At 43.3% G+C, this 14,016-nt stretch carries 10 protein-coding genes and 1 pseudogene; 8 read left to right on the top strand and 3 right to left on the bottom strand.

The window, feature by feature from the left end; all coding sequences use genetic code 11:
• Window positions 1-67: 67 nt before the first annotated feature.
• Window positions 68-316 (top strand): hypothetical protein, encoded by a 249-nt coding sequence (locus C2M33_RS16710; protein ID WP_199776374.1) that lies wholly within the window; start codon window positions 68-70, stop codon window positions 314-316.
• 54 nt (window positions 317-370) lie between these two features.
• Here C2M33_RS16710 and C2M33_RS21135 read toward each other — a convergent pair whose 3' ends face one another.
• Window positions 371-1,105, bottom strand: a complete 735-nt coding sequence (locus C2M33_RS21135) for a MauE/DoxX family redox-associated membrane protein (RefSeq protein WP_158685599.1) — start codon at window positions 1,103-1,105, stop codon at window positions 371-373.
• Window positions 1,106-1,351: 246 nt separating this feature from the next.
• The gene (gorA, locus tag C2M33_RS16700) at window positions 1,352-2,713 is read right to left on the bottom strand and encodes a glutathione-disulfide reductase (RefSeq protein WP_105174948.1); all 1,362 of its coding nucleotides are present in this window, start codon (window positions 2,711-2,713) and stop codon (window positions 1,352-1,354) included.
• A 151-nt stretch (window positions 2,714-2,864) separates the two neighbouring features.
• On the opposite strand from gorA, the pseudogene prlC reads away from it, so the two are divergent.
• From prlC to C2M33_RS16675, 5 genes and pseudogenes are all read left to right on the top strand, one after another.
• Window positions 2,865-4,915 (top strand): annotated as a pseudogene (prlC, locus tag C2M33_RS16695) (oligopeptidase A).
• Window positions 4,916-5,024: 109 nt separating this feature from the next.
• The gene (locus C2M33_RS16690; protein WP_063699869.1) at window positions 5,025-6,203 is read left to right on the top strand and encodes a response regulator; all 1,179 of its coding nucleotides are present in this window, start codon (window positions 5,025-5,027) and stop codon (window positions 6,201-6,203) included.
• A 43-nt stretch (window positions 6,204-6,246) separates the two neighbouring features.
• On the top strand, window positions 6,247-7,002 hold the full coding sequence (locus tag C2M33_RS16685; protein WP_063699868.1) for a class I SAM-dependent methyltransferase: 756 nt from the start codon (window positions 6,247-6,249) through the stop codon (window positions 7,000-7,002).
• Between the two features lie 150 nt (window positions 7,003-7,152).
• On the top strand, window positions 7,153-9,078 hold the full coding sequence (locus C2M33_RS16680) for a methyl-accepting chemotaxis protein (RefSeq protein WP_105174947.1): 1,926 nt from the start codon (window positions 7,153-7,155) through the stop codon (window positions 9,076-9,078).
• A 105-nt stretch (window positions 9,079-9,183) separates the two neighbouring features.
• Window positions 9,184-9,657: a peroxiredoxin gene (locus C2M33_RS16675; RefSeq protein ID WP_105174946.1), complete on the top strand. Its 474-nt coding sequence runs from the start codon at window positions 9,184-9,186 to the stop codon at window positions 9,655-9,657.
• Window positions 9,658-9,744: 87 nt separating this feature from the next.
• Here C2M33_RS16675 and C2M33_RS16670 read toward each other — a convergent pair whose 3' ends face one another.
• Window positions 9,745-11,877: a S8 family peptidase gene (locus C2M33_RS16670; RefSeq protein ID WP_105174945.1), complete on the bottom strand. Its 2,133-nt coding sequence runs from the start codon at window positions 11,875-11,877 to the stop codon at window positions 9,745-9,747.
• 323 nt (window positions 11,878-12,200) lie between these two features.
• Here C2M33_RS16670 and C2M33_RS16665 point away from each other — a divergent pair, with 323 nt between their 5' ends.
• Window positions 12,201-13,385: an NAD(P)/FAD-dependent oxidoreductase gene (locus tag C2M33_RS16665; protein ID WP_054563381.1), complete on the top strand. Its 1,185-nt coding sequence runs from the start codon at window positions 12,201-12,203 to the stop codon at window positions 13,383-13,385.
• 173 nt (window positions 13,386-13,558) lie between these two features.
• Window positions 13,559-13,840 carry an Imm27 family immunity protein gene (locus tag C2M33_RS16660; protein WP_105174944.1) on the top strand — a complete coding sequence of 94 codons (282 nt, stop codon included), beginning with the start codon at window positions 13,559-13,561 and terminating at the stop codon, window positions 13,838-13,840.
• The last annotated feature ends 176 nt before the right edge of the window (window positions 13,841-14,016 follow it).

The following is a 14,016-nucleotide window of genomic DNA, read 5'->3' as shown; positions in this document are numbered from 1 at the left end:
TAACTTAATTGTGTGAGCTAACCTATTGCTTACAGCAAAAATAAAAATAGCATTTTAGGATCAAGATATGAAAGCAATTCCAATTGTACTCGCACTTGCTATGCTTGCAGGCTGCGCATCACAGGCCGTGGTTGATGGGGCTGAAAATGAAATCTACGCTGAGCATGAATGTTTAGGTGGTGAACTCGAAACTGATTACACCTATACCATTTATAGCACCGAAGATGACGACAGCAAAAAAGGCGCGGTCAAATCGACTTGTCATCCAGTAAAAACCGAAAGTGAATTCGAGCGCGATTTACGTAACGGTGGCTAAAATCACGCTTTAAAGTGGCTTAACCGCAGATTTAAGCCACTGTTATACATGTTGCTAAATGCTAATAAGCATCCATATACCTGCAGCAATCATAAATAGGTTCTCACTCAGTGAGATAAAGCCGAGCGGCACATTACTGTCGCCACCAACACAGGCGCATTTCAGCTCTCGCTTATCGATATACACAGCCTTAATAACCGATATCGCACCTATACCACCAATAAATAATGAAAATGGTGCAACAGCTAAGGCTGGTAGTTTAGCCACCATACCTAACGCTACATACGCCTCGATAAATGGATAAACATAGGCATAGGGCACGATACGCATCGCCAGTAAGTCGTAGGTAATAAATGAGTTAGAAAAGCTGAATAAGTCTTGCAGCTTTTGTATGGCTAATACCGCCATGGATAATGCAACGAACAACATCAGATTTTGCATAGAAAATAAAGCTTCACCGCTGGCATAAGTAAAACCGCAGCTTAGTAGCATGGTCACTGCAAAAATCGCTAAAACCGGCGTATAACTGGTACCTTGCTGACCTGCCTCAGGTAGATTAAAAAAGTCGCGCAAATCATCGTAACCGCCAATACGTTTATCATTGATAAAGGTTTGTGGTGTGGTTTTTACATCATGCTGCTGTTTGAATTCGTCAGTTTGCTCACGGCTGGTTAAGTGTCGATCATCAACATCGTAACCATGACGCCCTAATAAATCTTTTGATTTTAAACCGAATGGGCAAATATGCTCATCGGTCACCATGCGATATAAAATTGCAGACTTAGACACAGTGCCTCCTTGTAAAAATGCCTTGTTTACTGCGTAATAATTGCTTAATTACACAGTAAATAAGGGTGATTTATTGCTATAACTGGTTACTTAATTAACAGCTACAAGGTTTGTGCCAGCTTTAAGCATAAAAAAACCTTGTGGCAGTACCACAAGGTTTTAAAATTGACTCGCAACTCGCAACTCGCAACTCGCAACTCGCAACTCGCAACTCGCAACTCGCAACTCGCAACTCGCAACGCGAGTTTATCGCATCGTTACAAACTCTTCTGAGCCAGTTGGGTGAATAGCCACAACAGCATCAAAGTCTGCTTTCGTTGCTCCCATCTTCATTGCAACAGCAAAGCCTTGGATCATTTCGTCAACGGCAAAACCAATACCGTGTAAGCCAACAACTTTTTCGTCGTCGCCAGCACAAACTAGCATCATGTTACAAGGTTGACGGTGTTGCGTTACTGCTGTGTACATAGCTGCGAAGGTTGAACGATATACTTTCACTTTATCGCTGCCGTATTGATCAATCGCTTGTTGCTCTGTTAAACCAATTGTGCCGATTGGTGGATGGCTGAATACCACTGTAGGCACTAGCTCGTAATCCATTTTTAAATCATCAGGTAATTCTTTATTGAATAAACGCTCTGATAAAATACGACCCGCTTTAACGGCTACTGGCGTAAGTTCAATACCGTTTTCGATGATATCGCCAACTGCGTACACGTTTTCAGCAGTGGTGTTTTGGAATTCGTCTACTTTAACGTAACCACCTTCAGTGACTTCAACACCTGCCGCAGCAAGATTGATCTTGTCAGTTGTAGGTGTACGGCCAATAGCCCAAATAACTTCATCAACGTTTTGGCTGTGACCATTTTCAAAGTGAATTGTTAAGCTACCATCGCTTTCTTTAACTACTTCTTTAGGTGTGCAATCAGTGTGAAGAGTCGGGCCTTCTTTCGCCATGATCTCGACAAGCGTATCAACAATGTATGGGTCAAAAGTACGAAGTGGTTTGTTTTTACGAACAAACAAGTGTGTTTCTGTACCAAGGCTATGAAGTACACCTGCGATTTCAACGGCAATGTAGCCTGCACCAACCACAGCAACACGCTTAGGCTGTGCGTCTAGTTCAAAGAAGCCGTTCGAATCAATGCCAAGCTCAGCGCCTGGGATGTTAGGAATAGTAGGGCGGCCACCAACAGCAACAAGAATATGGTCTGCCGTGTATAGCTCACCATTTACTTCAACTGTTTTGTTATCAACAAACTTAGCAAAGCCATTGATTACAGTTACACCATTGCTAGATAAGTACTTGTTGTAACCTTGGTGAATACGACCAATGTAAGCTTCGCGGCTTTCAACTAATTTAGCCCAGCTAAAACCTTTTAATTCAACATCAAAGCCGTAGTCAGGTGCATATGCGTTAATTGCTTCAGCAATTTGTGCGCCGTGCCACATTACTTTCTTTGGAACACAACCCACGTTTACACAGGTACCACCCATGTGTTTTGCTTCAATAAGAGCGACTTTTGCGCCACGCATTGCTGCACGGTTTGCAGAGGCAATACCGCCACTACCACCACCAATTGCAATGTAATCAAAATGCTGAGCCATAGTTTGTCCTCAAAAATAGATAATTCTTTATTAATTAATCGATTTAGTAATAAGTTGATAATAGCATAATAAAGACCAAGGTTAAGCCCCTTGTATTTCATCAATTCGCCCCAACTTCAAAATCATATTCGCATAAAATTTGAGAACGAAAATGACAATTGCAGAAAATAACCCACTCATTGGTTTAGAAGGGCTTCCGCCGTTTTCTAAAATTAAACCAGCACATGTAGTGCCAGCATTAAAAGCGGCGATTGCTGAGTGCCGTGCCAAAATAGATGAGGTACTGGCAACTAAATCATACACATGGAATGATTTGGTTCTTCCGCTTGAAGAAGCTGATGACAAGTTATCACGCTTATTTTCACCGGTATCACATATGAATTCTGTCGTTAACAGCGATGAACTACGTGAAGCCTATGAGCAATGTTTGCCATTGTTATCTGAGTATTCAACGTTTGTTGGTCAGCATCAAGGTTTGTACGATGCTTACAACGCACTTCACAGCAGTGACGAATTTAAAACTCTGACCATTGCCCAACAAAAAACCATTACTAATGCACTGCGTGATTTTGAGCTATCTGGTATCGCTTTAAAGCCTGAGCAACAAAAGCGTTATGGCGAAATTAGTGCGCGTTTATCTGAGTTGGCTTCTAAGTTTGGTAATAATGTGATGGATGCCACGCTTGCTTGGCAAAAGCACATTACTGATGAAAGCGAACTGGCTGGTTTACCTGAGTCTGCATTAGCCCTTGGTGCTGATACAGCTAAAAGCAAAGATCTAGATGGCTGGGTATTCACGCTAGATTTTCCATCTTCTTACCCATTATGACCTACGCAGATAACCGCGAGTTACGTGAAGAGTTTTACACTGCGTTTGTGACGCGTGCTTCTGATCAAGGCCCTAACGCCGGTGAATTTGATAACTCTGCCATTATGAGCGAAGAGCTTGCACTGCGTCACGAGCTTGCCGAGTTATTGGGCTTTAACAGCTACGCTGACATGTCATTGGCGACTAAAATGGCTGAAACGCCAGAGCAGGTTTTTTCATTCTTAGAAGATTTAGCCGACAAATCAAAACCGCAAGCTGAGCAAGAACTTGCTGAGTTAACTGCTTACGCAAAAGATAAGCACGGTGTGACAGAGCTTGCCGCGTGGGACTACGCTTACTACGGCGAAAAACTTAAGCAAGAAAAGTACGCGATTTCTGATGAAGTATTGCGTCCATATTTCCCTGCAAATACGGTATTAAGTGGCTTATTCACCACAGTAAATCGCTTATTTGGTATTAGCGTTAAAGAAGTCACAGACTTTGATACGTACCACCCAGATGTACGCTTCTTCGAAATTTACGATAGCAGCAATACTTTACGTGGTCGTTTTTATCTCGATTTATATGCTCGCGATCGTAAGCGTGGCGGCGCCTGGATGGATGACTGTATGGGTCGTAAAGTACGTGCTAACGGCGAATTACAAACCCCTGTTGCGTATTTAGTATGTAACTTTAATAAAGCAGTGGGTGATAAGCCAGCCTTGTTTACCCATAACGAAGTAACGACCTTATTCCATGAGTTTGGTCACGGTATTCATCATATGTTGACGCAAGTTGATGCAGCGCCGGTTGCAGGTATTAACGGTGTAGCATGGGATGCGGTTGAGTTGCCAAGTCAGTTCCTTGAAAACTGGTGTTACGAAGAAGAAGCCTTAAGCTTTATTTCGGGTCATTACGAAACAGGTGAACCGTTACCAAAAGAGTTATTAGATAAACTTCTTGCGGCGAAGAACTTCCAATCAGGTATGCAAATGCTGCGTCAGCTTGAGTTCTCGTTGTTTGATTTTACGATTCACCATACGTACAAAGCGGGTGAGCCATGTAATATTCAAGCAACACTTGATGAAGTGCGCAGTAAAACGGCCGTTGTTAAAGCCCCCGCGTTTAACCGTTTCCAGCATGGTTTTAGCCATATTTTTGCGGGTGGTTATAGCGCAGGTTACTACTCTTACAAGTGGGCTGAAGTACTCTCGGCGGATGCGTTTTCTAAATTTGAAGAAGAAGGCATTTTTAACCCAGCAACGGGCGAAGCGTTCTTAAAGAACATTTTAGAAAAAGGGGGCAGTGAAGAGCCTATGGAGCTATTTAAAAAGTTCCGAGGACGCGAACCACAAGTTGATGCGCTACTTAGACATAGCGGCATTGCTGCATAATAATTTTTGTTGATCTAAAGCGCCGTAAGGCGCTTTTTTTATTAATATTTCTTCGCAAAATCACGCTCTCGTACTATCCTTCATAAAAAAGAGTTTATAGGAATTAAGCATGTCAAAACTTGTATTAGCCATTGATGATGATAAATATATCCATCATGTGATTGAGGAATCGCTATCAGGCTTTTGCACACTGATCCATGCTAAAAATGGCGACGAAGGATTAAGACAGGCGTTAAAGTACAATCCTGACATCATCTTACTTGATATCGAAATGCCGGGAAAAACAGGCTTTGAGGTATGTAACGAATTAAAAGCTAACCCGCAAACAAAAGATATTCCAGTGATGTTTTTATCGGGTAAGTCAGACCTACCAGACCGTGTAAAAGGCTATAACGCAGGTGCTGCTGATTACATTGTAAAACCATTTAATGCTGAAGAGCTGATGGCACGTATTCGCGTGTTGTATCAATATCGCCAGCACTCGAAAAAACTTAAAAGTGATGTTGAGCGAGCGCAAATTACTGCCGAAATCGCGATGACAGATTCAGGCGATATGGGACGCATCATGCGCTACGTAGGGCAAAGTTATCATGCTCACGATATCAAAGCGTTATCGGAACATATGTTTGAGTTTTTTAACCCGATGGAGCTCGATGTCGTGCTGGCGTTTTGGTATCAAGATGTTGGCGTATTTTGTAGTGCAGATGGCGGGGTGTGTCCACTTGAGCAAGAGCTACTCGAAAAACACCGAGATGCGAATCGCTTTGTTGATTTTAGCCATCGCACAATTATTAATTACCCTAAAGTATCGATGCTGGTTAAGAATATGCCATTAGATGATGCCCAGCTGTATGGTCGTTACAAAGATTTATTCCCGCATATTCTTGAGGTGACTAACGCCAAAGTACAAGACATGGAAAACAATGAGCGTGCGCTTACGCAGGCACAGCAAATTGGTAATGCGTTTAATGACTTGTCTGATCAAATGTATCTGAACAGCGATTCTCGCGAACACGCTGTTGAGAAGCTTGCCGCCCAACTCGATGAGCTAAATAAATCTATTGAACAAAGCGGTTTGGCGAGTAGCGACGAAGTTGCGTTTCACCTGCAGCAATTAAAACAAACGCAATTACTGTTTACCTCACTGAATGAAGACTTGGCGTTTATAAAGTATCAGTTAAAGCACATTATCGAATCGCGAAGCTCGCTTTTAGCAAGTTTACAAAAAATGGCAGAGCCGAGTGATACCGAAGATGTGACCTCACAAACGGATATCGAGCTATTTTAAGGCATGCTATACTGGCGGCGAATCAGATAGCTCGGAGTTTTGCGTGGTAATTCATTGTCCTTTTAAAGAAATGCGTCCTTATTTAGATGCGATTGAACAGCGTTTTGGTTTGGTCAAGTGGGCTGAGCAAAATGCAGGTTTTTCGCTTCATTATGACGATCAAGGTCTGAGCTTGAAGAAAAAGGACGAGCCAAAGCTTGGTGCTATCCATGTTGATTTTGTAACGGGTGCCGCAGCTCATCGACGTAAGTTTGGTGGTGGTAAAGGGCAGGCTATCGCAAAAGCGGTTGGTTTAAACAAAGGTGCCACGCCTGTGGTGCTAGATGCCACCGCAGGACTTGGCCGCGATGGCTTTGTACTGGCATCACTTGGCTGTAAAGTGATTTTGCATGAACGCCACCCAGTGGTTGCTGCGCTATTATTTGATGGCCTAGAACGCGCCTATAACGATGCAGAAATCGGCCCTTGGATGAAAGAAAACATGAGTTTAGTGTTTGGCTCTAGTCATACTCTACTGGCGCAATGTAACGAAGTACCTGATGTTGTGTACTTAGATCCTATGTTTCCTCATCGTGAAAAATCAGCCCTTGTTAAAAAGGAAATGCGAGTATTCCAAGAACTCGTCGGTGCAGACAGCGATGCTGATGATTTATTAGAATTTGCTTATCCACTTGCCAGTAAGCGAGTCGTCGTGAAGCGCCCTGATTACGCCCCATTTCTAAATGACAAAACCCCGAGTATGCAAATCAAAACCAAAAAGAACCGCTTTGATGTATACGTAAAAGCTGCAATGGTCTGATACTAATCCGCAATATTAAGCGAATTGGTATTTATTTAACCCTTTTGGGTTAGTTGTTATCGCTTTTACCTGTTATTTTTTACGGTTTACATCAAATTGTCATAAAAGGTTAATATTCTACGCGCGTAACGTTACTTGGGAATATCGTTTATGCGCGTGTCATCATTTACTCGGCTATTGGCCGTTTTACTCACACTCGCCAGTATCTTACTGGCAGCCACCTTGTTCTGGGCTAGTCAAACCTTACTCGGCTTAGAGCAGCAAGATAACGCTTATAATAAGCTGAAAAACACCATCATTATTGATTTAAAAAGTTACCTTGATGATTATTTAGAGCAAGGTGACAGCCAACACTTAAATAAAGCCTCAACGCTGATTAGCGATGTTAAAAAGCAGCATTTAGCTGAGCTACCAAATGATCTAGCGGGTCAACTAAATAGCCAACTTACGGCCCTCGATAAAGACATTAATGGTAAGTATCGCGCTTTAGGTAAGCTATCGGGTAACGAAATGGCACTGCTCGATAACTCGTTAAGACAAATGGCAGGCTCTGCTTCATCGTTAATTGGTTATGCAAGCAAAGCAGAGCCGCAAACTGCGCTTGCTCTTGAGTATTATCGACTTGCTGCTGACTACTACAGCGAAGTGACATCACTTGCTTTGTATACTTACAAGTTGGTGATCAACTTTGATCAAGACACTAAAAATAGCCTCAATCAAAGTGTTGAAAACCTAAACGCTCTTGCTGCTAAAATCGATAGACTCGAAAACCTAGGTGTAATGAGCGAAGTGGATGAAGACGCCTTGTTTCTGGGTGAAGAAGCTGAAGATTTAGCGGGTGACATTAAAGCAGAGCTAAGTAGTTGGCCTAAACGCTTTCCACGTGATTTAGCATCGACCCTTGAACAAGCTGAGCTACGTCAAACCGGTATGCAGGCACTGCGCGAACAAATCGGTGCGCTTTCAGCAACGGTACTCGGTGCAGAGCAAAAACTAAAAGACGAACAAAGCCAACTTAAACAACAAGTATTTATCGTGTTTTGCGTGGCTATTGGCATGCTGGTGGTTTTAGCGGGTGGCGTTTACTTTGTTCAGCGTAACCAAGTACTTAACCCACTGCGTCAGTTACGCGACGGCTTTGCTTTCTTAATTGAAAGTAATGAGCTTAAAAATATCGAGAGTAAAAATCCGAAAACCGAAGTCGGTGAAATCGCCCATTACTTTAATCAATTGATTGAGCGCCAGCGAGGTGAGGCAGAAGAGCGAGCACAAATGCTTAAAGTTATTAATGACTTTATGCTAGAGATGAGCGAGCACTTACATACCATTGCTCAGCAAACGGATGCCAGCCACTCTCAGGTGGAACAAAACCAAGGCTTATTAAGTGATATTCAGCACATTGGTGAGCAGGTCAATAACATTAATGGTCAAGTGGCTGACAACGCCAAACAAACTTTTGGTGCGATGGAGCAAAGCCTAGGCTTTGCCGACAGCATGTTAACCGCAAGCTCTCGTACTGAAGAGCGCGTTGAGCAAGGTCTAGGTAGCTTAAAAGAGCTATTAAAAGGGGTTGATGATGTTGGCCAAGTCATTGAAGTAATCAAGAACATTGCTGAGCAAACAAACTTGCTGGCATTGAATGCGGCGATTGAGTCGGCACGTGCAGGTGAGCATGGTCGAGGCTTTGCAGTTGTCGCCGATGAAGTACGAAAACTTGCCAGACAAACACAAGGTTCGCTTGATGATATTAACAATCAGCTAAACCGATTAAGTGAAAACTCCACCATGGTATCGGAGCAAATTAGCGCACTGGCAAATGATGCCGAGCTACAAACACAAAATGCTCAAGAGCTTAAACGTAATTCAGAAGGCGTTGCCGATAACGCGCAAGATGCTAATAAAGTCGCGTTTGATGCTATGGAGCTTGCTAAACAGCAAAATGCCTTACTCGAAAACTTTAGCCAATCAATGCAGAGCATGAAAGGGCAGGTAAGTGAGTCAAACTCACTGGTTAGTGATATCCAGCATCGCCTACAAGAGCAAATGCACACCATTAAAACCAGCTTAGGTTTATAACTCTTCAAGGGCGAGCAATGGTTTGCATTGTTTGCCCTTAAATCATGCGGTATTCAATTTTTTGGGTATATACTCTGTACTCTTATTTTCTTTCAAGGAATTACAATGATCGAACAAGGCCAAAATTTACCTGCAGCAACCCTTAGCGAATTAACCAGTGAGGGCATGCATACACTATCAACAGAGGCATTATTTGCAGATAAAAAAGTAGTGTTATTTGCGGTGCCTGGTGCATTTACGCCAACCTGTTCAAACGCTCACTTACCTGAGTTTATTACGCTAGCCGATAAAATTACCGCTAAAGGCGTTGATGCAATTTACTGTGTATCGGTGAACGATGCATTTGTAATGAAAGCATGGGGTGAAGCTCATAACGCAGAGCATATTCGTATGTTAGCTGATGGTGATGCAAGCTTTACTAAAGCACTTGGTTTAGATAAAGACACCGCTGGTTTTGGTGGCGTACGTTCAAAGCGTTATGCGATGATCGTTGAAAACCAAACGGTAACAGGGCTGTTTGTTGAACAAGACAAAGAGTTTGTAGTAAGCCGCGCTGAAGCTGTTCTTGAAAAGCTTTAATATCAATTCGCTATTTGATATTAGTACAAAAAAGCCGGACGTAAGTCCGGCTGAAAAGTCCCAGGGGGATACTGGGGAGATCAACTATTAAGGTTGATACTGTGCATCCAATGTTACACCAGAGAAAGTACGGTAAGCATTTAAGCTTAAGTGCCACGTACCTGCTTGTGGATTACTGAATGTACATGTTTCTGCGTTACCGTTTTTGTACGGACGACAGTCATAGCTAGATGACGTTGGTTGGCTACCAAACTTAACGAATAAGTCAGCATCACCCGAACCACCAGACGTCGTAACAGTGAAGCTTGCCATACCTGCTGGTACTTCTAGCGTGTAGTGTTTCCACTGACCAGCACTTGCAGAGATATCAGTTACAGTGCCGCCACCTGCTTGTGGTGAACCTGAGCCTGAACCACCGCCAGAAGTTGTTAAATCACCCACTAGGCTAACACCTGAGTATGCAGAGTAACCATTCAGCATTACATGGTAAGTACCTGCTGTTGGGTTATCGATAGAACATACTTCGTTGTTACCACCTTTATACGGACGACAATCATAGGTTGACGTTGTAGGTGCGCTACCTGCACGAACGTAAAGGTCAGCATCACCTGTACCGCCACTCATTGTGAAGGTTACGTTAGTTGCACCTGTTGGCACTTCCATTGTGTAGAAAGTTTGGCTGCTAGCAGAGCCACTTAAACCTGTTAGTGCTTGGCCATCTTCTAACACATTGCCTGTTGGTGGTGGTGTTGTGCCTGATGCTGCTGCCACAGCGGCTGCTGCATCAACAATACCTGTACCACAGCTTGTACATGTTGCAGGGAAAGAACGAGTTGTTGATTTTAAGATGCTTTCGATCTCATCTGGCGTTGCAGATGGTTTAGCTTGCTTGATTAGCGCTGCTACACCCGCAACATGTGGTGCTGCCATCGACGTACCTTGCGAGTAGTGATATGAATCGCTGCTTGGGCTTGTAGAGCCTGAGTTGTGTGTTGATAACACACCTTCAGAGTCATTCGCAAAGCTTTGTGCGCCACCCGGTGCTGCAACGTCAATGTTGCTACCGTAGTTTGAGTAATAAGCACGACCACCGTTACGACCAACAGATGCAACGTTTACAACACCATTACAGTTACCTGGGTTGTAGTTTGCAGAGTTATCGTTATCGTTACCCGCAGCGATTACGATCACAGTGCCGTTGTTACGTGCTTGGTTGATAGCGCTTTGTGTTGTAGAGCTACATGAACCGCTACCACCTAAACTCATGTTGATAACATCTGCAGGGTTAGCATTTGCTGGTACGCCAGAAACCGAACCACCTGAAGCCCAGATAATACCGTCAGCGATATCAGAAGTTAAACCACCACATTTACCAAGTACACGTACAGGAACTACTTTCGCATCGTAAGCAACACCGGCAACACCTTCACCGTTGTTAGTCACTGCCGCAACAGTACCCGCAACGTGCGTACCGTGCCAGCTTGAGCTTTGCGCACCATGTGTGTAACCACATTCGTTAGCGCTGATTGCATCACCCGGATCGCGAGCATCGCTATCACGACCACCCCCATCGTTAGCTACAGACACGTTAGAGATCATGTCATAGCCAGGAAGAATGTTGGCATTTAAATCAATATGTGGGCGGTAACCTGTATCAAGTACCGCAACAACCACACCGCTACCCGTTGCTGTATCCCAAGCTGTAGGAAGGTTAAGACCACCCGCTTGCTCGTAGTAGTGCCATTGGTCGTCATAACGAGGGTCGTTAGGCGTTGCAAATGGCTTTAACATTTGGTCGATTTCGATGTATTCAACGTTACCTGTTGCAACCATCTCTTGCATGAATTCTTGTGCTTCTTCAGCAGAAAGTTTTTTATTAGCACGCATTACGTGGTGATTATTCATCGCCATTGCACGAACGTATTGTGCTTTTACTTTACCTTTTTTGCTGGTGAAGTTTTTAACAAAGCCTTTTGCTTTTTTACTCATCATAGTCGGCGTTTGTTCTGCTGCCGACATTGTCATCATTTCATCACTGTTGTTTTTATACTTGATGATGAATTGTGTACCAAAGCCTTCTTGGCCTTGTAATTTCGCCGCAGTTTCCTGCATAGATGGTGACATTAGTTGGTTTGGAGTAGCCATTGCTGCCGTCGTCCCAAACAACGCAGTCAAGCTCAGTGCAATTGCGCACTTCTTCAAGTTGTTGTTAGTTGTCATAATGATCCCTAGATTGTTATGTAAATCTCCACGATATTTTTCGCGAAGGGGGACAAAGGTAAAATAAATGTAAATTTAGTTAAAATATCGTTTTATTATGGTTGTCTCTATTTTGGTTATAACTAAATGTATAGACGTCTAAACTAGTCTTTTAATGGTGTTTTTCTACGCATTTCTCATAATAAAGTTATAATTTTACGGTTTTGAGTTTTTACTTTATTTCGTTTTTTGGTTTTATCTTTTTTGTAAAAACACCTCAGTGTTAACACAGCAGCGACAATAACTTGTTATAATCAGCTAAATTTTTTTAGTGAGTATGAGTAATGACCCAAGTAGATGTAATTGTGATTGGCGCCGGTGCCGCAGGTTTGATGTGTGCTGCACAAGCAGGCTACCGTGGTCGCAATGTTACTGTGCTTGATATGGGCAAAAAGCCGGGCCGTAAAATATTAATCAGCGGCGGCGGGCGTTGTAACTTCACCAATGAAAACGCAAGCCCAGACAACTACTTGTGTGGTAATCCTCACTTTGTAAAATCGTGTTTAAGTCGTTATACCCAGCATGACTTTATAGAGCTGGTGGACCGTCACGGCTTGGCCTATCACCATAAAACGCTGGGCCAGTTATTTTGTGATAACAGCGCACAAGATATCGTCGACATTCTTTTAACTGAGTGTGAGTGGGCGGGTGTTAACATAGCGCTGCGTAACGAAGTACTCAGCGTGACAAAAACCGATGCGGGCTATGAAGTTATTACTGAGCAAGACAGCTATCAATGTGAGTCGTTAGTTGTCGCATCGGGCGGATTAACCATGCCTAAGCTCGGTGCATCACCAATTGGTTATAAAATTGCAGAGCAATTTGGTTTAACAGTGCTACCAACCATGGCGGCATTAGTGCCATTTACGTTACACCAGCATGATAAAGATCGCTTTGATGGGTTATCGGGGATCAGCATTCCTTGTCTGGTTACCAGTGAAGATGGCACCCAGTTTAAAGAAAACATCTTGTTTACTCATCGCGGCCTTTCGGGCCCAGCTATTTTACAAATCAGCTCTTTTTGGCGTGCAGGGCAAACTGTGTACATCAACTTGTTACCCGAGCTCGATTTAAAACAGCAGCTTGAGCAGTGGCGTCAAAGCCAAGGGCAAAAGTCACTGAAAAATACCCTAGCGACCATTTTACCAAAGCGTTTTGTTGAAATGCTGCACGATACTAAAGCGATCCCTGATTGTAATGTAAACCAGCTAAGCCATGCGCAAATCGACGCGTTACATGACTACATTCACAATTGGCAAATTAAGCCAAACGGCACAGAGGGTTACAGAACAGCCGAAGTCACGCTTGGCGGTGTAGACACCGACGAGTTAAGCTCAAAAACCTTCGAAGCGAAAAAGTCACCGGGCCTCTATTTCATCGGCGAAGTCACCGACGTCACCGGTTGGCTAGGCGGCTACAACTTCCAATACGCCTGGAGCTGCGGCTTTGCAGCAGGGCAGTATTGTTGATTTGAGTTGCGAGTTGCTAGGGGAAAGGTGTTAGTGGTTAGTTCATAGTGGCTAGGCTCTAGGAGCTAGGTGCTAGGGTAGCACTTGCTTGTAGGTCGTGCTTTAGCGCGCTTGAGGGATTTGTAATCCGAAACTGAAAAGTACCAGAAGAACAGTATTTAGGTTGATAAGACATGAATCTAAGGAAAGATGAAAACAAATTAATCGGTAAGCATGTTTTTTTAAACGGTAAGGTTGTGGCAGATGAAACGGCACAGCGAATTGATTATTTAAAGAATAACGTATTGTTAGTCATTGCATATTCCGATGATGGATGGTCAACGTTACTACGAGATCCTACTGATGGGCGTCTTTGGGAGCTAGTCTACGACGACTCAGGCTCTCATGGCGCAGGTGCACCGAGTTTGATTCACTTAACGCTGGATAATGCGAAAAACAAATACAAATTCAAGTAAGAGAATTAATGAACAGCTAACGCTGTCGAATCAAAAGCCTCGCACTCGTGGGGCTTTGTTCTTAATAAACAGTGACTCAAAGAAGAAACTCGATATCTTATATTTGCGCCTAGCACCTAAACTAGACAACTATAAGGTTACCCATTTATTTTTCATGCATATGATAGGTGATAAGT

The organism is Pseudoalteromonas sp. T1lg122 (genome assembly GCF_002964825.1).
Classification (GTDB): Bacteria; Pseudomonadota; Gammaproteobacteria; order Enterobacterales; family Alteromonadaceae; genus Pseudoalteromonas; species Pseudoalteromonas gelatinilytica.
This window is presented reverse-complemented; position numbering and strand designations above follow the sequence as displayed.